We start from the raw sequence: 22788 nt of genomic DNA, 5'->3' as shown, positions 1-22788 counted from the left end.
TTTCTTGAGAACGCCCACGGATAGCTCAGGCGAATACCTTATTCGGGTATGAAGCGGTGACCTGATCCGGTGTCGAAGAAATGGGTAGGACCGCGGGCAAGGTCGATCCGCATCGGGGCCTCTTCCCGCAGGTCGATGCGGTCCCTGAACAGTGCGCCAATTTCGCCTCCGACGCTTTCGAACTGCACAAAGGTCTCTGAGCCGGTCGGCTCGATGACCTTTGTACGGACTTCAACGCCATCGGTCTGGGCGATGCGGATATGTTCGGGGCGCTTGCCGAGCAACACCTCCGCGCCATCCGCCAGATTCCGGGGAGGTGGAACGCCAAGTGCGCGCCCATCGGGCATTTGAAGTTCCGATCCAACCCGCCTCGCCTTCAAGATGTTCATCGACGGGGACCCGATGAACTGCGCGACGAATGCGTTCGCTGGGCGGTCGTAGAGTTCCAGGGGCGTACCGATCTGCTCGATCTTTCCCGACTGCAGAACCACGATCTTGTCCGCCATCGTCATCGCCTCGACCTGATCGTGTGTTACGTACACGGTCGTGCTCCGCAGGCGCCTGTGGAGGCCCTTTATCTCAGCGCGCATGGCGACGCGAAGCTTTGCATCTAGATTGGACAGAGGTTCGTCGAAGAGGAAAACCTGCGGATTGCGGACAATCGAGCGACCCATTGCGACGCGCTGTCGCTGGCCGCCGGACAACTGTCTCGGGTAGCGACCGAGAAGCGGCGTCAGGCCGAGGATTTCCGCGGCTTGCGCCACTTTCCGCTTCTTTTCGTCCGCGGCCGCTCCGGCCAGGGTGAGCGAGAACGCCATGTTCTGGGCCACCGTCATATGCGGATAGAGCGCATAGTTCTGGAACACCATCGAGATGTCGCGTTCCTTGGGCGCGACATCGTTGACGACCTTGCCGCCGATGCTGATCGTGCCGGCCGTTATCGTTTCTAGTCCCGCGATCATGCGCAGCAGCGTGGATTTCCCGCATCCGGATGGGCCGACGAGCACGACGAATTCGCCATCCTCTATATCGACCGATACGCCATGCACGACCTCATGGCCGCCATAGGTCTTGCGAACCTCGTTCAGCGTCACAGTAGCCAAGACAATCTCCTCAATCCGGATTTCGCGGCGTCACGGTCAGGCCGACACGGTCACATAGTCGGCCGAGAGCGCGCCCTCGTTCACGACCAGCCCGATGCCGCCGTCCCGGAAACGCTTGTCCGACGTGTCCGTCGCTTCGATGTGCTTGCCGCCGACCTCGGACGTTATGCGGTCGCCGGACACGCGGATGTTCACCGGAACCTCGGTCTCGAACTCGCAATCGAACGCGGTGCTTGCCAACACTTCACGCTCGTCGTCGCGGACGCGGACGATCTCGAGCCGGTTGTCCCGGGTGATGCGAACGCAATAGTAGCGCCGCTGCCCCTGAACGCGCACGGCGACGCCACCGTGATTGCCGAGGTGGAGCACGATGCTCGACTTCACCGTGTAGTCTGTCCATTGCCGCGTTCCATGTGCGACCAGGCCCTCGTCGCGGCTTTGCGAAATCCGGAAGCTCTTGCGGAACCGTTTCGAGAAGAAGCTGACGCCGTTGACCCAAGCCATGCGCCAGAAGTCGCCGTCGCCGTCGGGCCGTCGAAGCGTGACTTCGGGTGCCCCGTCCCATCGCATCCAGTCGACGAGAACGCGACCGTCAGCGCGCCGGTCCGTCGACGTCAAAACTATCCCGATCTCGGCGATCGGCTGGCCGCCGAGATCGGGAAGCCTCCACTCCAGCGTCGTCTCCTTTCCCGGTGCGAGCACCACGGCATCGCCATCGATGTCGCTCAACTGGTCGCTTGAATCGTACACCCGGATCCTCAGCCGTGCCTCGACCTTCCCCTTGTTGTCGGCAGGCGCGATCAGGCGCGCCTTCAGCGTCTGGCCGGGATAGACGAGCGGCGTGGCCATCAAGTCGTATGTGCGCATCTCGAGCATCTCGCGGGGGGAGAAGGTGGGCGAGGTCGCCGCCGCGAATTGACCCGGTCCCAGTGCGGAGTAGCGGATGGCGAGCGCACGCGAAGGCCCACTCTCCTCGTTGCCGACGATAACGTGCGCATTGGCGGCGAAACCGTCCTGCTTGCGGAACCCGTGGCGGCTGCCGGGCAACGAGAAATGCAACTGCGCGCCGTCCTTTGGTTTCTCCAGCGGATTGGAGCCGGCCAGTTGCAGGCCGAGATTGGCGAGATAGTAGCTGATGCGTACGGCATCGTTGATCGAATTGCCGCCATCGGCCGACGATATCAGCATGCGGTCGGCGATCGGACCTCGCCAGTCCGGCCCCGCTTCCAGCCCATCCAGTCCGAGCATGATTCCCAACAGGCATCCGACATTTCCTGCATTGCAGTCCGTATCCCAGCCGGACGTGTTGACGATCATCTGCGCCTTCTGGAAATCGTCGGGTGCGTAGAGCACCGACATGATCATCAGCGCGTGATTGGGCACGACGTGGCAGTTGCCCGGATATTTATCGTAGCCGTAATTGTCCTGGATGAGCTGACGCGTGGCCTCCCAGTCGCGGTTTTCAGCGTGCCATTTCCTGATGTCGGCGATCAGGCGTGCAATCGTGCTGTCGGAAGGGATGACGGACAATCCGACATCGATCAGCTTGTCGATGTCCTTCGTGCGAAACGCTTCAGCCTCCATCGCGGCCCACAGCATGGCCGCGTAGACGGACTCGCCGTCATGACTGACCTTGCCCGCCTGCTCGGCCAGCCGGGCCGCAAGCTCCGGCTGTCCCGGCGCGACCAGCGCCCAGCCGTCGATGAATATCTGAGCCCCGATCTGTTCGGCGACTGTGTGGCCGTTGAGTTCGATGGAACCCGACCGTGGAGCCGGAACCCCGCGTTTCAGATTGAGCCATGCGGTGTGCTCGGTGGAGTTTCCGATGCCGCCCCACCAAAGGATCGACCGTTCCTCGATGATGTAGTTGAGCCAGGCCTTGCCGATGTCTTCCGCCTTGAGATCGGGCGATATGCCGTAATCCTCGAGCGCACGTACGAAGGTGAACGTGCCCGCGACGTCGTCGTCGGTTACCACCAGAGGCTGATTGAGACGCTCGTGCACGTAATATTCTATCGGCCCGAGCTCCTCCATGATCCGTTGGTACGTCCAGTTCTCGAACGGTCTGCCGAGATACACTCCGATCAGCTTGCCGAGGACGCCGGCATAGACACGTTCAAGATAGTCGTTGGGAATGCTCACTGTGGACTCCATTCGGTTCGGATTTCGATCAGCCCTTGACGGACCCGCCCGCCATGCCTTCGATGAACCGGCGTTGCAGGAAGACGAAAAGGACTACGACGGGAAGCACGATGATCAGGGCGGCGGCCATGATCTCTCCCCAGTCGGAACTGTATTGGCCGCTTAGAAGGAAGAAGGAGACGACCGCCGTCATCCGGTCGGCGCGCTGCAGGAAGGTCGTCGCGATCAGGAATTCGTTCCACGAATACAGGCCGATGATCAGCGCGACCGTCAGGATGCCGGGCGAGACGATCGGCAGCATCACCCTGGTGAAGACCTGCCAGTGCGTCGCACCGTCGATCAGCGCGGCCTCTTCCAGTTCCTTGGGAACCGCAAGGAAATAAGTACGCAGCAGCATGATGGCGAAGGGCGAGTAGACCGCCGTGTAGATCAGTGCCACCGCGAAGGGATTGTTGATAAGTCCGAGCCGCGCAAAGCCGAAATAGAGCGGGAACAGGAAGAGCTGGATCGGCGCGGTGGTCGTCGCCAGCAGGTAGAAGGTGACGATCTTCCACGTCCTGATCTTGCGTCTGGCCAGCACATAGGCCGTCAACGACGCCGTCGTGCAGACCAGCACGATGGTCGTTGCGGTCAACACGATCGAGTTCCACATCGTTTGACCGAAACGTGCGTCCTGCCAGGCGCGGGTGAAATTATCCCACCTGAAGGTTTCGGGCCAGGCGAGGGGGTTCTGCACGATCTGAGCGGCCGGCTTGACCGAATTGAGCAGCAGCAGCGCAACTGGGAACAGGGTTATCACCAACAGGATCGCGAGCGCGATATAGGTGAGCGTGAGCGTCACGCGGCTTTCGACGAGACTCATTCCTCGAACTCCCTCGCCTGCGCCTGGATGTAAAACGCCGTCGCGGCGAGACCGAACAGGCTGATGACGATGGCGACGGCGGCGGCCTTGCCTACGGCGAGGTCGTAGAATGCGCTTCGGTAGGCCATTGTCGAAAGGACTTCGCTGGAAAAGGCGGGACCGCCCTGCGTGAGGATGTAGACGAAGTCGAAGACGAGGAACGACCAGATGACCGTCATGATCATCATCAGCGTGATGGTCGGCCGGATCGCGGGCAGCAGCACGTAGCGCATCATCTGCCAGAAGTTGGCGCCTTCGATTCTTGCCGCCTCGATATGCTCCTGCGGCACCTGCCTCAGCGCCGCGAAGAAGATCACGCAGAGAAAGCCCCACCAATGCCACAGGTCGACGGTCGCGATGCCCAGCAGCGCGGTGGATGGCTGCGTCAGGGGGTCGTAGGTCGGTAGGCCGAAACGCTGCAGCAGACCGTTGATGCCGCTGACGGGGCTGTAGATCATGCCCTGCCAGATCCGCGCGATGATCGCCGTGGCGATGATCATCGGCAGGAAGTAGATGACCTGGAAAAAGAGGCTGCCCCGTCGTGCGATCAACAACATCGTCGCTGCGAGCAGTCCCATGGCGATCGGGAGGGTGAGGAAGATCGCGGTCCAGATGATGTTGTTGGTGAGTGCGGTCCAAAACACGTTGTCCGCCCACAATTCCCGGAAATTCTGGAGCCCGACGAAAGAGGGCGCGGTGATACCGTCCCACCTGAAGAAAGCGAGTGCGATCGTCAGCATGGCAGGTAGCAGGATGATCACCACATTGATGATCAATGTCGGGACGACATAGAGCCTGTGCAAAGTAGCTTCTCCGCTTGGGCGGCGCTTGCGCCGCCCGTTTGGGTTTGCGCGCGGTCAGCGGGCCGGGATAGCCGGAACTTTTCCTTCGGCCATCTCCTGGCGGAATCGGCTATCCAATTGCGCTAGGAAGTCCTCGACCGTCGTCCGGCCCAGCCAGACTTCCTCTATTCCGCTCACGAGGTAGGTGTTCGTGGCAGGCGGCATGAAGGTCCAGGTCGTGTAGCCGTATTCACTCTCGTCCACGGACTTGGCCAGTTCCTCCATCGTCGCGCTGTAGACCGGCGACACCTCCCCGCTGATCTCGACCTTCGAAAGGTCGCGCAGCGGCGTGTTCCATTCTCCCTGCCAGACCGAATTCATCGCTCCGTAGAGCTCGTCCGAAAAGACGTAGTCGATGACGGCAGCCGCGCCGTCCGGGTTCTGAGCCTGCGCCGCGATCGAGAACGTCGAGCCGACACCGAGCGGGAAGATCGGATCGCCTATTTCGTCGGCGCTCGGGAACCCGACGAAACCGGCTTCGAGGTTCTGTGACGTGAAATAGGTCGGCAGGTGCTGGAATTGCCACGTGCCGCCGGGATGCATGCCGGCGCGACCGCTCGCCATTTCGGCGAACGCCTGTTCGATCGTCAGGGAGAAGTAGTTCCGCCCGAAATAGCCCTTCTGCCACCAGTCGTTGAGCTTCGTGATGGCCGCGACGAAGGGCTCCGCCGTCCACGGCAGTTCGCCGGTGAGCGCCTTGTGGACGTTTTCGGGTCCTGCGATGGAGTTCAGTGCGATCGTCACGTAGTGTTCGTTGGCCGGCCGCCACTGGGCATTGCCCGCGCTGAACGGCACGATGTTGGCTTCCAGCATCTTGTCGGCGAGCGTCTCGAGTTCCGCGATGGTGGTCGGAGTAGCCCAGCCATGCTCGTCGAACAGCGACTTGTTGTAGAAGAGGCCGAGCGTCTCGTAGGTCTTGGGAAGCGCGTAGAGAGTGCCCTCATAGCGACCCATTTCGAGGAAAACCGGCAGGATGCGGTCGTTCCAGCCATATTTTTCCGCGTAGTCGTCGAGCGCCAGGAGCTGCCCGGCCTGCGCCATCGGTGCGACATAGCTCGGCCCGGCCGTATAGACGACGTCCGGTCCGGTGCCGGACAGAAGCGCCACGCGCATCTGCTTGTCGAGCTCGCCGCCCCGATAGTCGACGGTCAAGTTGTATTCCGGGTGCTGCTCGTTGAACTTGTCGATGATCAGTTCCTGGATGTGGCGCTGATTGGCGGGTGTCGCGGTCTCGTACCACCAGCTCACCGGCTGCTTGCTCTGGGCCAGCAAGGGGCTTGTCAGCACGGTTCCCGCCGTGAGGGCGAGACTCGTCTTCAGAAATACACGTCGCTCCATTGTCTCCTCCTTGAAGTTCGTTGCTTCAGGCCGAATCCCGTTCGACCAGTTTGAACGGCATCATTTCGGTCGTGCCCGGCCCCGATCGCTTGCCCTGCATGCGTTCGACCAGGATCGCCGCGGCCCGTTCTCCCATGCGGTCCTGAAATTGCGTGACGGTCGTCAGCGACGGCGTCACGAGCCGGGCTGCCGAAATGTCGTCGAAGCCGACGACCGCGACTCGTCCGGGGATGTCGATTTGGCGTTCCCGCAACGTCTGCATGACGCCGATTGCCATCAGATCGTTGGCAGCGAAGACGGCCGAAAAATGCGGTTCCTTGGCCAACAGCTTTTCCGCGGCGCGCAGTCCGCCTTTCTCGTCGAAATTTTGCTCGACATGGACGAGCGGCATCTCGCCGATCTCGGCCACCGCCTCGCGGTAACCTTCGATCCGCTCCGACTGAGGCCCGCCGATCCCCGCCACCATCGCGATCCGGCGGTGGCCCTTGCCTATGAGATATTCCGTGACTGCACGCGCGGCTGCCCGGCTGTCGACGTAGAGGTCGTCGATGGCCAGGTCGCCGCCCGTCTTTCGGGAAGCCTCTATGCGCACGATGGGAATGTCGGAATCGACCAATGCCGCGAGATCGGGAGCTCGGGTGTTGAAGAAGACGCCGATCACGCCGTCCACGCGCCCTTCGCCGGCCCATGTCACGAAATGGCGCTCCTGTTCGGCCAGACCGTCGGTGTTGACGGCGATCACATCGTAACCCTGCGCCTGCGCCGCCTTCTGCACGCCGCGAATGAGAGACGGATAGAACGGGTTGGTGATATCGGGAACGATGCAGGCGATCGTCATCGTCCGGCGGGTCTTCAGCGCCTGCGCGAAGCGGTTCGGTGAATATCCGAGCGATTTGGCCGCATCAACGATCCGCTGTCGCGTTTCGGCCGGGATCGCCGGTGCCTCGCTGTCGTTCAGCACCATTGAAACCGTCGCCTGCGAGACGCCTGCGAGACCAGCGATGTCCTTTTGTGTGGGCCGGCGCGGTGGCAATGCAAAGTCTCCTGATACGTATTACTTATACGTATAGGTGGGAATCTCGCATTGTCAAGCAGGGCCATCTCGGCCTCGATGGTGCGATACTACCGGAAACTGCCTGCGGCGCCGTTTGCCTTATCTCAGGATGGTGAGGCGTAACACCCAGTCGACGACCGCGTCGGAGATCGGGGGACCGAACTCGTGCTGCGTTGCGGTGCTTTCCAACATCTTGCCGTCGATCGCTTCGGTATTTTGAGTGCGCTTGCACCGCCCGGTCTAAACATTTGCCTTGTAAATTATCGAGTGATAGATAACGTTTTGCTCGTCGGCGCTTTCGACGGTCGTGACGGAGGAAAAGTTGAAACCAGGCGCATTTGGCTATCGGCGCGCGGAAAGCGCCGAGGATGCCGTTCGGCTCTTCTTGGAAGTCGGCGAGGGAGCCCAGTATCTCGCAGGCGGCCAAAGCCTCATGGCGACGTTGAACTTCCGGGTCAGCGAAGCGGGCACGCTGATCGACCTGACGCGAATCGAAAGCTTGAAAGGCATCGAACAGAGGGGCAATGCCATCCATATCGGCGCGTTGACGACGCATGCCTCCGTGGCCCGAAGCAGTCTTGTGAGGAAAAGGCTGCCGCTGATAGCCGAGGCATATGTTCACGTCGCTCATCCGGCGATCCGCAATCGCGGCACGATCGGAGGATCCATCGCGCTTGGCGACCCGGCTTCCGAGATGCCGGCGTGCATGCTTGCTCTAGATGCCGTCATTCACGCGAACGGTCCCGCGGGAAAGCGAAGCATTCCCATCGATGATTTCTATCTGGGTCTCTACGAAACCGCTCTCGAAGAGGGCGAGCTCCTGACAGGGATCGAGATACCCCTTCCGGCGGAGGGCGCGCGTCATGGTTTCGAGGAGATTGCGCGGCGGCATGGCGACTACGCGATGGCAGGTCTTGCGGTTATGACAACAGGCCGCCGAGCGCGCATGGCTTATTTCGCCATATCCGATCGGGCGCTCCGTTCGACCGCGGCGGAAGACGCGTTCGTGTCCGGCGCATCTCCGGCAGAGTGTGCCGAAGTCGCGACACGGGAGATGTACGTCTTTGGTGACCTCAACGCATCCGAGAATATGAAGCGGCATCTTGCAGGAGTGCTGATGCGGAGGGTCCTCCTTAGCTTGGACGGAGGAGCAAGCGCGTGACCGAAACGATGCCGATCCGGCTGAAGGTAAATGGAGAAGCAGTGTCGGCTCTTGTCGAGCCCAGGCAGCATCTTGCCGATTTCCTGCGTCTTCATCTGCAATTGACGGGCACTCATGTCGGCTGCGAGCACGGCGTCTGCGGCGCGTGTACCGTGCGCATGAATGGCGACATCGTGCGCGGTTGCCTCACCTTGGCCGTCCAGGCGGACGGCGCGGAGATCGAAACTATCGAGGGGCTGTCGGAAAGCGGCGAGATTGCCGACATCCAAGCGGCGTTTCATCGCCGTAACGCGCTCCAATGCGGGTTCTGCACACCGGGCATGCTGGTCACGACATCGGAATTGCTGGCTTGCATCGACCGTGTTCCAACCCGCGAGGAGGTGCGCAGCTACCTTTCAGGAAACTACTGCCGCTGCACCGGCTACCAGGCGATCGTCGATGCGATCGTCGAGGTCGCCGTGGCTCGCCGTTCGGGGAGCGATACATGACGCTGACGAAATACGACCGGCCCAACAGCTACATCGGTTCCCGGGTGCCGCGACCCAACATAACGCGGTTGATGGCCGGTCGCGGCAAATACATAGACGACAAATCGCTTCCGCGAATGCTGCACGTCGTCTTTGTCCGCTCGCCCTTCGCGCATGCGCGCATCGTCTCCATCGACGCCACCGCGGCGCTTGCGGTGGAAGGAGTTGCATCTGTCCTGACCGGACGCGATATCGTGGATGTCGTCAGCCCCTGGGTCGGCGTGCTGACTCATTTGTCAGGCATGCGCTCGCCCCCGCAGCCATGCGTGGCGACCGACACAGCGCGCTGGCAGGGTGAGCCGGTTGCGATGGTGCTGGCATCCAGCCGCGCCATTGCCGAGGACGCGGCCACGCTGGTCGACGTTGACTACGACCCACTCGACGCGGTTTGCGACATGGAAGAAGCGCTGGAGCCGCGCTCGCCGCTGATCCATCCCGGTTACGACAGCAACTTGTGCTGGGAACGCAAGGTGGAAGCGGGAGATGTCGATGCCGCCTTCGCCGATCCCGCCAACACCGTCGTCGAGCGCAGTTTCGATTTCGGCCGCCACACGGGCGTCACGCTCGAGCCGCGCGGCTGCGTTTGCGAATACGATCCGGCCGAAGATCGCATGACGATGCATTATTCCGGGCAGGCCCCGCACATGATCCAGGTGGTGCTGGCCAAGCATCTCGGCATTCCGGAAGGACGGGTCCGTGTCATCTCTGACGATGTCGGCGGCTCCTTCGGAATCAAGGTCCACACCTATGGGGACGAGATTGCGGTGGCGGGTGCGGCAAAGCTCCTGAAACGGCCGGTGAAGTTCGCGGCTGACCGGTTGGAGAGCTTCCAGAGCGACATTCATGCGCGCGAGCACCGTGTGCGTGTGAAGGCCGCTATCAACGGGGAGGGGCTCCTGCAGGCGCTGGACGTTGACGACATTACCGGCATCGGCCCTTACAGCGTCTATCCGCGCTCCTCGGGCATCGAAGGCAATCAGGTCATCAACCTGACGGGTGCGCCTTACCGCATTCCCGCTTATAGGGGCCGTTTGCGGGTGGTGTTTCAGAACAAGGTGCCTACCTGCCAATATCGCGCCGTCGGCCATCCGATCGCGATGGCGATCATGGAAGGCGTCATGGACGAACTGGCGAAAGCGACGGGCTGCGATCCGGCGGAACTACGCCGGATCAATCTCGTACCTGACGACGCCTATCCGCATGTGTCAGCGCAAGGGATGAAATTTGCGGATCTGTCGCACCAGAAGTGCCTGGCGAAACTGCTCGACCTGATGGACTACGAAGCGCTCAAGCAGGAGCGCGACCGGCTTCGCGGGCGGGGGGTGTATCGCGGCATTGGCATCGTCTCGATGGTCGAGGTCACGAATCCCAGCCCGATGTTCTACGGCGTGGGTGGGGCGCCGATCGCGGCGCAGGACGGTGCTTCGGCGCGGCTGGACGCGTCGGGTGCGTTGCATGTCGCAAGTTCGATCACGGAGCAAGGACAAGGCACGGACGCCATGCTGGCCCAAATCGCAGCGGACGGATTTGGGGTCGATCTCGACATGGTCCATGTCAAGACCGGCGATACGGCGGTCGTGCCTTATGGCGGCGGCACATGGGCTTCGCGCGGAGCAGGCATCGGCGGCGAAGCCATGCTTCAGGCATGCAAGGCGCTGAAGGCGCAGGTGTTGGAGGCCGCGGCCGCCGTGCTTCAGGCCAAGCCGGGCGCGCTGGACATCTTCAGGGGCGCGGTCACCGACCTTGACGGAACCGAGCGCATGACGCTCGCCGACCTGGCCAGGATGGTCTATTACCGCGGCAACGAATTGCCCGCCGGTCTGTCGCCGGAGTTCATCGCAACCCGCCACTACAAGGTTTCCGACGTGCCGTTCGTTTTCACCAACGGGGCGATGGCTTCCTATGTAGAGGTCGATACGGATACCGGCATCGTCAAGCTGCTGAAGCACTGGGTGGTCGAGGATGTCGGCACCATCATCAACGAGCAACTCGTCGATGAACAGATCCGTGGCGGCGTGGTGCAGGGCATTGGCGGCGCGCTTTACGAGGAATGCGTCTATTCCGATGACGGCCAACTGCTCAATGCGAGCATGGCCGACTACCTCGTGCCGATGTCAGTCGAGATGCCGGACATCGAGATCGCCCATGTGATGACGCCGACATCGACGTCCGAACTGGGCGCGAAGGGCGCGGGTGAAGCGGGCACGGCGGGCGCTCCGGGCGCGATCATGAATGCGGTCAACGACGCTTTGGCACCGCTCGGTTGCTCGATCTCGAAAATGCCGATGTCGCCCGAACGGATATTGCGGGCGTTGGGCACGGTCGACTGACTTGAACTTCCGATCCCATAAGAAAAGCGGCCGGGGGTTAACCGGCCGCTCTTGCATGTTTGACCGAGATCAATCCTCGAGCTTGTATTCGACCAGCCAGGTGTGGCCCGTCTCGGAAACTGCGTCGAGGAATGCGCGCATCACCTCGGTCCCGGGCATGCCGCGACCGTCGGCGTCCCTGGCCTGGATGCTCGGATAGTTGGCGAGGGACTCCGCCCACTGCGCACGGATTTCGTCCGGGAGTTCGCGGATCTTGGCACCGGCTTCCTCAAGCCCCTTCAGTCCGGCGGCCTGACGGGCGTTCAGTTCCTCGCCGCTCTTCTTTTCGTACTCCAAGCCGACTTCGCGGATGATCTGCTGGACATCCTCGGGCAGACGCGCCAGAGAGTTGTTGTTCATGGTCAGGCCGTTGACGCCCATAGCACCGAAGCCGATCAGCGTGTAATAGGGCGAAGGCTCGTAGTAGCGATAGCCCAGATAGGACGACGGGAACATGATCCAGCCGTTGTATACGCCGGTAGACATGCTCATGTAGCCGTCGGGCAGGGCCGACTGGACCGGCACCGCGCCTGCATATTCGAGCCAGGGCAGGTTCGGTCCCGCCCCCGCGATTTTGACGCCTTTCAAATCGGCGACGGTATTCCATTCCATCGTCGTTCCGAGGTGGTAGTTGTCCCATGCCGAGAGACCCAGAAGGGTCTGATTGTAATCCTTCTCGAAAACCTCGGCGAGCCACGGAACCTTGTCGTAGACAGCGCGTGTCGCCTGAAGTGCCACCACGGAATCTTCGGGGCCGAAGGGAGTGTAGTAGGGGAAATTGTGGATGAAGAGCTTCGACGGTTCGAAGCAGAAGCAATAGGCGCCGACGTCGAGAAGGCCGGTTTCGACGGCCTCCAGGGTATCGGCCACGCCTGCGATGGCACCCCCATATCCTTCGATGAATTCGATTTCGTGCTCGGTCCCCTCCGAAACCCGGCGCTTGACCTCCGGCACGAAGAAGTCCTGCACAAGATTGACGTAGACCGTCGGACCCGCAGGGTGCCCCGTTCCCACGCGTAGCGTGAAGGTGTCTGCCTGCGCTGCGGTGATGCCCGAAGCCGCTACGGCTCCTGCGAGCGCGGCGGCGGCGATAAGGACGCGGTTCCAACTATGATCCATGTGACGCTTTCCTCCCTGGTACGTCGAGTTGCGAACGAGACGGCCGATACGACTTGATTGCCGGCGACCTGTTGTTTATCACCTGCTAATCATTGAACGATGTTGGGGCCGCGTCAATAGGGCCCCCGAGCGGAGGAGATAAGCCATGTTGAATATTGCCGTCATAGGCTTCGGCTGGTGGGGACGTCACATCTGCAATCGGCTGAAGGGTCATGCCGGAATCCGAGTGGTCTGCGTCGCGGAGACACAAGCCTCATTGCATGACGAGATAACGTCAATGGGGTACGCGGCGGTTTCTTCGTTCGAGGATGCGCTGGTCAATGGCACCGTCGACGCCGTGGTGTTGACGACACCGCATATGTTCCACGAGGAGCAGGTGGTCGCCGCGGTCGCGGCCGGCAAGCACGTCTTCTGCGAAAAGCCCCTCGGCCTGACAGCCGACAGTGCGAGACGCTCGCTGGCCGCATGTCGCGCGAACGGCAAGGTTCTTGGCATTGGCCATGAGAGGCGTTTCGAGCCGGGGATGCAGAAGCTGAAGGCCATGATCGATGCGGGAGAGCTGGGCGCCATCATGCATGCCGAAGCTGCCTTCAGCCACGACAAGCTGATCGGTATCCCGGCCGGCGGATGGCGAACCGACAAGGCACTGTCGCCGGGAGCCGGTATGACGGGGATGGGCATTCACCTCACCGACCTGTTCCTTTGGATGTTCGGCCCCGCGACCAGCGTGCAGGCGCAGACACGCGATCGGGTGCTGGGCTGGCCGACGGGTGACATGGTGGTTGCGCAGATCGCGTTCGAGGCAGGCATGACCGCGAGCCTCAATGCTATCCTCGCGACACCGCATTACATGCGCTATCACGTGTTCGGATCGAAGGCCTGGGTGGAAGTGCGTAACGCCACGCATCCCGATACGCCCGGCGGCGTGACGACCTTTACCGTGGCGAGGGCGGGCGAACAGCCGGTTACGCAAGATCTGCCGTGGGCGGATGCCGTCATTGCCAATCTGGAGGCCTTCGCCGAAGCCGTAGCGGGTCGACAGACCTACCCGTGGAGCGACGAGGAACTGGTCGGCAACATCGCGCTCTACGAGGCCATCGTGCGCTCCGCCGACACGGGCGAGACGGCAAGGCTCTAAAGGGTCATTTGCCGGCATTATCAGAAAACCTGATGGTGAATAGCGTGGAAAATAATTTCTACACCTGCGCCGTGCCGGTATCCTGATTGTGGAGAAGCCGCTCGTCGCGGCGAGGGAGGGTATTGTATGGCGTCAAGAATCGACCGGGGCGGATGGAGCCTCGACGTTGAACGCAGCGGTGCGGACGGGGATGTCATTCTGCTGTCCAATTCGCTTGGTGCCGACCGGACGATGTGGGGTCCTCAGCGTGAAATGCTCGACGCACGCTTCACGGTGCTGTCCTACGACACGCGCGGTCATGGCGGTTCCGATACGCCAGCCGGCGACTACAGCTTCGACGACCTGGTCTCGGACGCGGTGGCCGTGCTCGACCATTTCGGCGCCGAGAAGGCGGCCTTTATGGGCCTGTCTTTGGGTGGCATGACGGGACTCGGCCTTGCGTTGGCTTATCCGGATCGCGTTACGCGGCTGGTTTGTGCCGATGCGCGAGCCGATGCCCCCGAGCCTTTTGCGAAGAGCTGGGACGACCGGGTGACGGCCGCGCGAAAAGGCGGCATCGAGGCATTGTGGGAAGGTACCGCCGACCGCTGGTTCACGCCTGAATGGCGTTCCGCCAATCCCGAAAGGCTGGCCGAGGTGAAGGCCATGTTCGTTCGCACCACGGTGGATGGATATGCAGGCTGTGCGGCCGCGCTGAAGCGGCTCGACTATCTAAATTCTCTCGGCAGGCTGTCGCTGCCGGTGCTCTATGTTTGCGGCGACGTCGACACGGGTGCTCCGCCGGATGCCATGAGGACGATGGCCGCCGCTACTCCCGGCGCCGAATTCGCCCTTGTCGAGAACGCCGCGCACATAGCGAACATCGACAGTCCCGAACAATTCAATGCCACTGTCTCCCGCTTCCTGGGATCGGCATGATGACGGCGTTGTCCGATCGCGTTCCCTATGTCGCTTCGATCGACAGGCCGAAATTGGCGCTGCCGAACGGCAAGCGGGTGGCCGTATGGATCATCGTGAATGTCGAGGAATGGCGCATCGAGCGCGCAATGCCCCGCACCGTCCTATCGCCGCCGATGGGCAAACCGCTTCTGCCTGACGTGCCCAATTGGTCGTGGCATGAATACGGCATGCGCTCCGGCTTCTGGCGCCAGTTCAAGGCGATCACGGATCGCGGGCTGCCGGCGACGCTGGCCCTCAATGCGAATGTCTGCCGTTCCTATACGCGCGTTGCGGATGCCGCGCGGGATGCTGGTTGGGAGTTCATGGGACATGGCTTCCTGCAGCAGCCCATGCACAGCCTGGATGACCAGTCGGGGGAAATCGCGCGCGCGGTCGAAGTTATTTCGAACTACTGGGGCAAGTCGCCTCGGAGCTGGGAAAGCCCGGGCCTGACCGAAACGGAAGAGACGCTCGATTGCCTGCGCAAGAACGGCATCGAGTATGTCGCGGACTGGGTGATCGACGACCTTCCGCAGGACATCGATACGCCGCATGGGACGATCACGACGATCCCATATTCGGTCGAAATGAACGACATTCCGGTCTTCGCCTTGCAGAATCATCCTTCGGTCGAGTTCTTCAACCGGGGGCGCGACCAGTTCGACCGGCTGTTTGCCGAAAGCGAAGACAATGTTCGGGTAATGGCGATCTCGATCCATCCCTACATCACGGGCGTGCCCCATCGCATTCGCTATCTGGAGGAGTTGCTCGACTACATCGCTGGGTACGATACGACGGTCTTCATGAGCGCATCGGAAATCGGCGACTGGTATCGGGCCGAAATGGGTCGCCTATCGGGCCGAGGCTGATGCGGTCGGCCGCGCGGTTTCTGTTTTTCTTTTCTGCGGATCGCCGGCCTGCCGGCTCCGCTCCGTGAGAATTGGGAGGTTGTCATGGTGAAAGGCTTCGTGGGCCTCGCACGTACAATCCACGTCATTTCAGCCTTGTGGGTGCTGTTGATTGCCGTGGTCATCATTGTCGATGTGCTCGGGCGCGCGCTTTATTCGTCGCCTCTGCAGGGAGCAACCGAGGTGATCCGGAACTCGGTGGTGGCGATCACATTCCTGCAGCTGCCGCTCGCCATCCTCTCGGGTTCGATGCTGCGGACCGAACTCGTTTCCGAGTCTCTTGGGCCTGGAGGGCGCAGGTTCCTGCGCACGCTCGCCTACCTCCTCGGCCTCGCGCTTTTCGCACTCATCGTCTACGCCGACTGGCGTCCCGCGATGCTCGCATATCGCATCGGCGAATACGAAGGCGAGGGCGCCTTGCGAATTCCGGTATGGCCCGTCCACTTCATTCTGCTCGTCACATCGGCGATGTGCGCCATCTCGTATCTGCTCATGATCTGGCTCGACTGGACGAACCAGCTCGAGGACGAAATCGCCTATCCAGGCATCCTCGCCTATGACCGCGAAGCTGCGGCGGTGATGGGGCTCGACAATGAGGGCCGCTCTTCGGCTCAGGACAGGGAGCCCAAGTAATGGCCGCCGAAATCGTCATGTACATGGTCGGGCTGCTCGTCGTTCTCGTGCTGCTCGGCTTTCATATCGCCGTTGCGCTTGCCATGACGAGCGTACTGGGCATCTACCTCATGATGGGCAGCTTCGATGTTGCCGTCTCGCTGCTTGGTTCCTCGGCCTACGAGGCGATCCGCAGCCACACCTTCATCGTCATCCCGCTCTTCGTATTGATGGGAGATTTCGTCTCCAAATCCGGCGCGGCGGGTGACCTGTACCAAGTCTGCAACCGGCTGCTTCGCCGCGTTTCAGGACGATTGGCCGTCGCTACCGTAGCCGGCAATGCCATCTTTGCCGCAGTGACTGGCGTTTCCGTTGCTTCGGCCGCCGCGTTTTCGCGCATCGCCTATCCCGAGATGCGCCGGCTTGGATATCAGCGCGAATATGCGGTGGGCGTTGTAGCCGGCAGCGCCTGTCTGGGTATGCTCATTCCGCCCTCCGTCCTGCTCATTGTCTGGGCGATTCTGACGGAAGCGTCGGTAGGCAAACTCTTCATTGCGGGCGTTCTTCCGGGTATCATTCTCGCGATCATGTTCGCTGCCTATTGCGTCGTCCATGCACGCATGCGGCCGGACGTGGCGCCCAACCCTCCAGCCGCCGAAGACATCACGCCGCTGGCTCGAGGTGAGATCTTCGGGGCCCTCGGCATATTCGCGCTCGTGGTTCTGGTGATCGGCGGCCTTTGGGGAGGGGTCTTCAATCCCACGGAGGCGGCGGGTTTCGGCACGATAGGAGCGCTCGTTCTCGGTGTCGCCAAGGGCATGAGAGGACGCGAGGTCATGCAGGCAATTTACAGTGCCGCGCGTACCACCGGCCCCATCATGCTGCTGTTGATCGCCGCCACGATGTATTCACGCCTCCTCGCCATGGGTGGCGCCGTCAATTACATCCAGAACCTGTTTTTCGGTCTCGGGGGAGGAACGATCGTCATCGTGGCGGTCATGATCATCATCTGGATCATTTTGGGGATGCTGATCGATTCCATATCGATCATCCTTCTCACCGTGCCGATCTTTGCGCCGATAGCGCTTGCGCTTGGCCTCGACTCCACGGCCTTCGCGATCTTCGGCATTCTGGTCATTGAAGCGGGGTTGCTGACGCCGCCTTTCGGACTGGTGGTCTATACGGTGAAAGGCGCGGTGCCGGATCCGAGTGTCAAGCTGAAGCATGTATTCAAGGGATCGTTCCCGTTCTGTGTGATGATCCTCATCGCCGCGCTTCTGGTCATTCTGTTCCCGCAACTGGCGACCTGGCTACCGTCGGTGACATTCTGAGCCTGCCAAGCACCGGTTGGAGGGCGGCCTGTGGCCGCCTTCCTGTTGGAAGGATCAAGCGATCGGGAAGTTTTCGAGCTTTGCGATCTCTTCGCGCATGGCGGCAAGGAATAGGGACGCGGCGGGCGAAAGGGCGCGGCGCGCGGGCTCGATGACGACGAACTCGCTGACCATCTCGGGATCGACGATCGGATTGACCCGCCTTTCTCGTCCCTCGGCGTCCGCGATACAGAGCACGCCCGGCAGTATCGTCATCCAGCGCGAGCGTGCCACGAGCTCCAACGTGCCCAGCATGGCATCCATCTCCAGCAGTCTGCCGACACGCACATTGTTGGTCGCCAGGTAGGTCTCGATGCGGCGGCGGCGCACATTGGCCTGGCTGGGCACGATCAGATCGAGTGGACCGAGTTCAGCGAGACGCACGGCCTGCAGATGCTTCAATCCGCTCTGGGGGCCGGACAAGAGCATCTCGCGGTTCGAGCAAAGCGGCGAGAGGGTCAGGCCCGTCGTCTCGGCCGATGCGGGTACGAGGGCCATATCGAGCTCGCCGGCGCGCACCATATCGGACAATGCGCCGCTGTAGCCTTCGACCACCTCCACGCGGACATGCGGATAGGCGCTCATAAAGCGGTCGAGCGCGGGCGGAAGCGCGCAGCGCGTGAAGGTTGGCATGACGCCGGCTTTGACCTCGCCGGACACCTGCCCGATGCTGGCGCGCACCTCGGCAACGCCGCGCTCCATCGCGCGCAGCATTTCGAGAGAGCGTTGATAGAAGAGGTCTCCCGCGGGCGTGGGTTCGGGGCCGCCATGTCGCCGCTCGAACAGTATCGTCCCTAACTGCTCCTCCAGTGCCGAGATGTGTTGGGAGATGCCTGATTGGGTCGCGTTTTCCCTTTGTGCTGCACGCGTGAAGGAGCGCTCCTCATAGACTGCGATCAGAGAACGGATCTGGCGTAGGCTCAACATGACGCTTCCCCAATAGTATCAGATTTCATGATCCTGAATTTAAGATACTATTATTTTTCAGTAATGGTAGCAGGCGATAAATTCATATCCGGTTTTTCCAACTGGATAGATTGCTGCCATGAAGATCGGCTTCTTCACCATGCCCATACACCCGCTCGGCAAGGACTGGCGCCAGAGCCTGGCCGAAGATCGTGAGGCTTTCCTTCTCGCCGACGAGCTCGGTTTTTCGGAAGGGTATGTCGGCGAGCATGTGACGGATGCGGCAGAGAACATCACTTCGTGCGCTATGTTCATCGCTTCTCTGGCGGCGGAGACCAAAAACATAAGGCTGGGCACTGGAACCGTGAACATGCCCAACAGCCACCCGGCGGCGATCGCTGCCCAGGTAGCCATGCTCGATCATATGCTTGATGGCCGATTCAATTTCGGCATCAGTCCGGGCGGTCTTGCCTCGGACGCGGAAGTCTTCGGCAATCTGGATGCCGACCGCAACGCCATGTTCCTCGAATCCATCAACATGGTCCTCGAAATCTGGAAGCGGGATGCGCCCTACAAGCTGGAGGGCCGGTACTGGACCGTATCGACCGAGCGTACGCAACTCGTCGATATCGGTCAGGGCATCATGCCCAAGCCGTTCCAACAGCCTCACCCGCCCGTCGTCGTTACCGCCGTTGCGCCTTTCTCCAAGGGCGTGACGGAAGCGGCCGCACGCGGCTGGGATCCGATCTCGGCGAACTTCCTGCTGCCGCAATGGGTGCGCTCGCACTGGCCGAAATATGTCGAAGGCTGCGAGCGCGTCGGCCGTGAGGCGAAGACGGAGAATTGGCGTGTGGCCAAGAGCGTTTTCGTGGCTGATGACATGGCGACGGCCAGGCGTTACGCGACCGATCCGGACAGCCCCTACCGCTTCTACTACAGCCAATTGCTGACCAAGATGCGCAAGCACAACCGCCTGGAATTGTTCAAGACACATCGCGAGCAGCCTGACGACGAAGTCACGTTGGACGGAATTTGCGAAAAGCTGATCATTTGGGGTACGCCTGACAAGGTGACGGAAGACGTTCTGGCTTTCCGTGAGGAGGTGGGGGATTTCGGTACCCTGCTCTATGCCGGCAAGGACTGGGCCGACCCGGCACTGGCGCGGACCTCGATGCGGCTTGCCGCCGAAAAGGTGATGCCGGCCGTCAACGACGCCATCGGCGCGTCCGATCAGGCGGCTGCCGAATGAGCCGGCGCACCCCGCTCATCATGGTGGCGCCCAACGGTGCGCGCCACGGCAAGGCTGCGCATGCCGCGCTCCCCATCACGGAAGACGAACTGGTGGAAACCGCGATTGCCTGCCGCAAGGCCGGCGCGCAGGCGATACATATCCACGTTCGCGATGATGCCGGGCTGCACGTGCTCGACGCCGATCGCTACAACTCCGCGGTCAAGGCAATCCGGCGCGCCACCGACGACGGGCTGCTCATCCAGGTGACGACCGAGGCGGTTGGGCGCTACAGCCCCGAAGAGATCGGTGACATTTTCGATGGTGTCGACGCACCCGCTTTCAGTGTCGCGATGCGCGAGCTGGTGCCAAGCGACGAACACGAGGAGCTGGCGACGCGCACGCTTGAACAGGCGGTGGCGCGGGACAGGGCTATTCAGTATTTGCTCTATAGCCCTAAGGAACTCGAACGCTTCGTGACGCTTGTCGAGCGCGGCGTCGTTCCCGACGTCAACCTTGACGTCCTGTTCGTGCTCGGCCGCTATGGCGGCGACGATACCGATCCGGCTTCGCTCGTCGATTATCTCGCGGCGTTTCGCGCCAGCTCCATCGCACACAAGGCTGAATGGACCGCATGTGCTTTCGGCCCGCCGGAAACGGCAGCTCTTGCAGCCGTGCTGGCGCTGGGCGGCAAGGCACGCGTGGGCTTCGAGAACAATTTCCTGCACGCCGACGGAAGCGTCGCGGCAGACAACGCCGCGCGTGTAGCCGTGATTGCGGAAATCGCTAGACTGGGAAGCAGATTGATGGAGCAGACGATGAGCCAGACAGTCCGGCAACCCTTAAGCCAGATCGCAGCCGGTGACTTCCGCAAGACGCTCGGTTGCTTCCCGACCGGCGTGGCCGTGATCACGGCATCGACGCAGGAAGGCGTGCCGATCGGCGTCACCGTCAACTCGTTTTCTTCCGTGTCGCTCGATCCCCCGCTCGTACTTTGGAGCCTTGCCCGCAAGGCGTGGAGCATGCCGCACTTCGCCGCCGCGCGCGGCTTCGCGGTCAACATCCTGGCCAGCCACCAGCACGAGATCTGCCATACCTTCTCGCGCAATGTCGATGATCGTTTCGATGGCATCGCCTGGCATCGCGGGATCGATGGGCTGCCCGTGCTGGACGACACCGTTGCGACGCTACAGTGCCAGCATTGGGCCCGCTATGATGGTGGTGATCACGAGATTTTCGTCGGCCAGGTGCTGGAATGCCGCAACGAGGGACATGAGCCGCTCATATTCTGTCGGGGGCGACTTGGACCAGTTGCTCGGGGATGAAGCTTGCGGCGGGTGCGAGGTCGGCCGCGGGGTCCTTCAGCGCCGCCTCGATCACCTCGCGGGACTTGGTGATATACATATCCACCGCGATCTGGATGGAGAACTCGTGGTTCACCTTGTAGGGCACCTTGTAGATGTGCTCCCGGATGCCCTGATAGAAGACGAGGCCGTGCATCATCCACACGAGATCGAACTCCGCCTGCCGCAAGGGTTTTTCGACATCGAACCCCAACTCCGCGCGCATCTCCCGGCAGATCGGACGCAACAGATGGTCGCTTACCCGCCGTATGTAGCGCGTGTTGATGTCGAGACCTTTCAGACCGGCAAAGAAGAATATGCGCATCCAGTGCCGATTGAAGATCGCGTTGGTATAACCATCGTAGAACTCGATGAGGCGATCACGCACTGGCCTGTCGCGCTTCTGCAGGTTCTGAGCCCAGCTTTCCTGCCACTGGCTGACGTAAACGGCGTGATAAACCTCGTTGATGAGGTCCGCCTTGGTGGAGAAATAGCGATAGATCAACGGCTGGGTGATGCCGAGCTGGCGGGCAAGCTCGCGCGTGCCCCCTTCGAAACCTTCTTCTGAAAAATAGTCGATCGCCTTTTCGAGAAGTCGCCGCTTGCGTTCCTCGGGTGACAGCCTCTTCGGCTTCTTGTCGCTTGGGTTCACGTTTCCTCGTTACGTCTCCTTGGATGAGACTTTCTAGCATGGATGAATGCGGCTCGCACAACCGCATAAACATGCAGCTCGTACTTGCATGGTACCACGCAGTGTGGAATATTTTTATCAGGTGATAAATACCTATTCGCAGTGAACTTGAACAGCGTGGGAGAGAGAATTTCATGACGAAGACCGTCAACCGTGCGGCGATCTACGAAGCGGCCGAAAAGCTTTCCAACTGGGGCAGGTGGGGAGAGGACGACCAGATCGGAACCCTCAACAATGTGACCCCGGAAGATATCGTCAACGCGGGAAAGCTGATCCGTAAGGGCAAGACTTTCGCATTGGGTCTGGCGCTGGATCAGAAGATCCAGTCGGGCCTGTTCGGCGGCCGTTGGAATCCAATTCACACCATGTTGGCGACCGGCACGGACGCGGCAGCCGGAAATCAGGATATCGGCGCCTATCTGCGCTATGCGGACGACGCAATCAGCATGCCCTGTCAGGCATCGACCCAATGGGACGCGCTGGCGCATATCTTCCTCGACGACAAAATGTGGAACGGCTACCCTGCGACGCTCGTCGATGCGCGCGGTGCCCAGAAGAACGGCATCGAGAACTATCGCGACAAATGCGTGGGTCGCGGTGTCTTGCTCGACATCGCGCGCTGGAAGGGCGTCGACATGCTCCCTGTCGGCTATGCGATCACCAATGAAGATCTCGACGGCTGCGCGGTCGCCCAGAATGTGGAAATCCGCAAGGGCGATTTCGTCATCGTGCGTACGGGCCATCAGGAAGACTGTCTCAAGCGCGAGGACTGGACCGGCTATGCGGGCGGTGACGCCCCCGGCCTCGCCTTCGAGACCTGCTACTGGATTCGCGAGAAGGACATTGCGGCCATCTGCGCCGACACGTGGGGCTGCGAGGTGCGTCCCAACGAAACCGACGAAGCGAACCAGCCGTGGCATTGGGTCGTCATCCCGGCCATAGGCATCGCCATGGGCGAAATCTATTACCTGAAGGAACTGGCGGAAGATTGCGCGGAGGACGGTGTCTACGAGTTCTTCTTCTGCGCCCCGCCGCTCAACCTGCCGGGCGGTGCGGGCTCGCCCGCCAATCCGCAGGCGATCAAGTAGGAGATGAC

General features: G+C 61.4%; 20 protein-coding genes. 11 read left to right on the top strand and 9 right to left on the bottom strand.

Annotation, left to right across the window (positions count from 1 at the left end):
- Positions 1-38 precede the first annotated feature (38 nt).
- The 6 genes from ugpC to XW59_RS28290 are packed head-to-tail and all read right to left on the bottom strand — an operon-like array spanning position 39 to position 7359.
- Positions 39-1103 carry a sn-glycerol-3-phosphate ABC transporter ATP-binding protein UgpC gene (ugpC, locus tag XW59_RS28315; RefSeq protein WP_047148970.1) on the bottom strand — a complete coding sequence of 355 codons (1065 nt, stop codon included), beginning with the start codon at positions 1101-1103 and terminating at the stop codon, positions 39-41.
- A 36-nt stretch (positions 1104-1139) separates the two neighbouring features.
- Positions 1140-3245, bottom strand: a complete 2106-nt coding sequence (locus tag XW59_RS28310; protein WP_047149013.1) for an ADP-ribosylglycohydrolase family protein — start codon at positions 3243-3245, stop codon at positions 1140-1142.
- Between the two features lie 28 nt (positions 3246-3273).
- The gene (locus XW59_RS28305) at positions 3274-4107 is read right to left on the bottom strand and encodes a carbohydrate ABC transporter permease (RefSeq protein WP_047148969.1); all 834 of its coding nucleotides are present in this window, start codon (positions 4105-4107) and stop codon (positions 3274-3276) included.
- Entirely contained in the window at positions 4104-4949 is an 846-nt protein-coding gene (locus XW59_RS28300; protein WP_047148968.1) for a sugar ABC transporter permease, read from the bottom strand. The genes XW59_RS28305 and XW59_RS28300 overlap by 4 nt, the downstream gene beginning before the upstream one ends.
- A 54-nt stretch (positions 4950-5003) precedes the next feature.
- The gene (locus XW59_RS28295) at positions 5004-6326 is read right to left on the bottom strand and encodes an extracellular solute-binding protein (RefSeq protein ID WP_047148967.1); all 1323 of its coding nucleotides are present in this window, start codon (positions 6324-6326) and stop codon (positions 5004-5006) included.
- A gap of 25 nt (positions 6327-6351) precedes the next feature.
- Positions 6352-7359, bottom strand: coding sequence for a LacI family DNA-binding transcriptional regulator (locus XW59_RS28290; RefSeq protein ID WP_047148966.1), 1008 nt, complete (start codon positions 7357-7359; stop codon positions 6352-6354).
- A gap of 343 nt (positions 7360-7702) precedes the next feature.
- Between XW59_RS28290 and XW59_RS28285 the strand changes: the two genes are divergently transcribed.
- The 3 genes from XW59_RS28285 to XW59_RS28275 are packed head-to-tail and all read left to right on the top strand — an operon-like array spanning position 7703 to position 11399.
- Positions 7703-8542 carry a xanthine dehydrogenase family protein subunit M gene (locus tag XW59_RS28285; RefSeq protein WP_047149012.1) on the top strand — a complete coding sequence of 280 codons (840 nt, stop codon included), beginning with the start codon at positions 7703-7705 and terminating at the stop codon, positions 8540-8542.
- Complete coding sequence (locus XW59_RS28280) at positions 8539-9030, top strand: (2Fe-2S)-binding protein (protein ID WP_047148965.1); 492 nt, start codon at positions 8539-8541, stop codon at positions 9028-9030. Before XW59_RS28285 ends, XW59_RS28280 begins: the two co-directional genes overlap by 4 nt.
- Positions 9027-11399, top strand: a complete 2373-nt coding sequence (locus tag XW59_RS28275; RefSeq protein ID WP_047148964.1) for a xanthine dehydrogenase family protein molybdopterin-binding subunit — start codon at positions 9027-9029, stop codon at positions 11397-11399. The genes XW59_RS28280 and XW59_RS28275 overlap by 4 nt, the downstream gene beginning before the upstream one ends.
- Before the next feature lie 69 nt (positions 11400-11468).
- Here XW59_RS28275 and XW59_RS28270 read toward each other — a convergent pair whose 3' ends face one another.
- Positions 11469-12557 (bottom strand): C4-dicarboxylate TRAP transporter substrate-binding protein, encoded by a 1089-nt coding sequence (locus XW59_RS28270; RefSeq protein ID WP_047148963.1) that lies wholly within the window; start codon positions 12555-12557, stop codon positions 11469-11471.
- A 145-nt stretch (positions 12558-12702) separates the two neighbouring features.
- Here XW59_RS28270 and XW59_RS28265 point away from each other — a divergent pair, with 145 nt between their 5' ends.
- The 5 genes from XW59_RS28265 (at position 12703) to XW59_RS28245 (ending at position 17485) form a co-directional block, all read left to right on the top strand.
- Positions 12703-13695: a Gfo/Idh/MocA family oxidoreductase gene (locus XW59_RS28265; protein WP_047148962.1), complete on the top strand. Its 993-nt coding sequence runs from the start codon at positions 12703-12705 to the stop codon at positions 13693-13695.
- 126 nt (positions 13696-13821) lie between these two features.
- The gene (pcaD, locus tag XW59_RS28260; RefSeq protein ID WP_047148961.1) at positions 13822-14613 is read left to right on the top strand and encodes a 3-oxoadipate enol-lactonase; all 792 of its coding nucleotides are present in this window, start codon (positions 13822-13824) and stop codon (positions 14611-14613) included.
- Entirely contained in the window at positions 14613-15503 is an 891-nt protein-coding gene (locus tag XW59_RS28255; protein ID WP_136068547.1) for a polysaccharide deacetylase family protein, read from the top strand. Before pcaD ends, XW59_RS28255 begins: the two co-directional genes overlap by 1 nt.
- Positions 15504-15587: 84 nt before the next feature.
- Positions 15588-16175: a TRAP transporter small permease gene (locus tag XW59_RS28250; protein ID WP_047148959.1), complete on the top strand. Its 588-nt coding sequence runs from the start codon at positions 15588-15590 to the stop codon at positions 16173-16175.
- Complete coding sequence (locus XW59_RS28245) at positions 16175-17485, top strand: TRAP transporter large permease (RefSeq protein ID WP_047148958.1); 1311 nt, start codon at positions 16175-16177, stop codon at positions 17483-17485. Before XW59_RS28250 ends, XW59_RS28245 begins: the two co-directional genes overlap by 1 nt.
- Positions 17486-17539: 54 nt before the next feature.
- Here the strand turns inward: XW59_RS28245 and XW59_RS28240 are convergent, their stop codons facing one another.
- Complete coding sequence (locus XW59_RS28240) at positions 17540-18451, bottom strand: LysR family transcriptional regulator (protein WP_047148957.1); 912 nt, start codon at positions 18449-18451, stop codon at positions 17540-17542.
- A 118-nt stretch (positions 18452-18569) separates the two neighbouring features.
- On the opposite strand from XW59_RS28240, the gene XW59_RS28235 reads away from it, so the two are divergent.
- Positions 18570-19679 (top strand): LLM class flavin-dependent oxidoreductase, encoded by a 1110-nt coding sequence (locus XW59_RS28235; RefSeq protein WP_047148956.1) that lies wholly within the window; start codon positions 18570-18572, stop codon positions 19677-19679.
- Positions 19676-20983, top strand: coding sequence for a 3-keto-5-aminohexanoate cleavage protein (locus XW59_RS28230; RefSeq protein ID WP_052958573.1), 1308 nt, complete (start codon positions 19676-19678; stop codon positions 20981-20983). The genes XW59_RS28235 and XW59_RS28230 overlap by 4 nt, the downstream gene beginning before the upstream one ends.
- On the opposite strand, the gene XW59_RS28225 is transcribed toward XW59_RS28230, so the two are convergent.
- A complete protein-coding gene (locus XW59_RS28225) occupies positions 20940-21653 on the bottom strand; it encodes a TetR/AcrR family transcriptional regulator (RefSeq protein ID WP_052958572.1) in 714 nt (237 codons plus the stop codon). The two genes, XW59_RS28230 and XW59_RS28225, sit on opposite strands and share 44 nt — an antisense overlap.
- 173 nt (positions 21654-21826) lie before the next feature.
- Between XW59_RS28225 and XW59_RS28220 the strand changes: the two genes are divergently transcribed.
- Entirely contained in the window at positions 21827-22780 is a 954-nt protein-coding gene (locus tag XW59_RS28220) for a cyclase family protein (protein ID WP_047148955.1), read from the top strand.
- The last annotated feature ends 8 nt before the right edge of the window (positions 22781-22788 follow it).

The sequence above is a fragment of the Aquamicrobium sp. LC103 genome, from assembly GCF_001014615.2.
Classification (GTDB): Bacteria; Pseudomonadota; Alphaproteobacteria; order Rhizobiales; family Rhizobiaceae; genus LBCQ02.
This window is presented reverse-complemented; position numbering and strand designations above follow the sequence as displayed.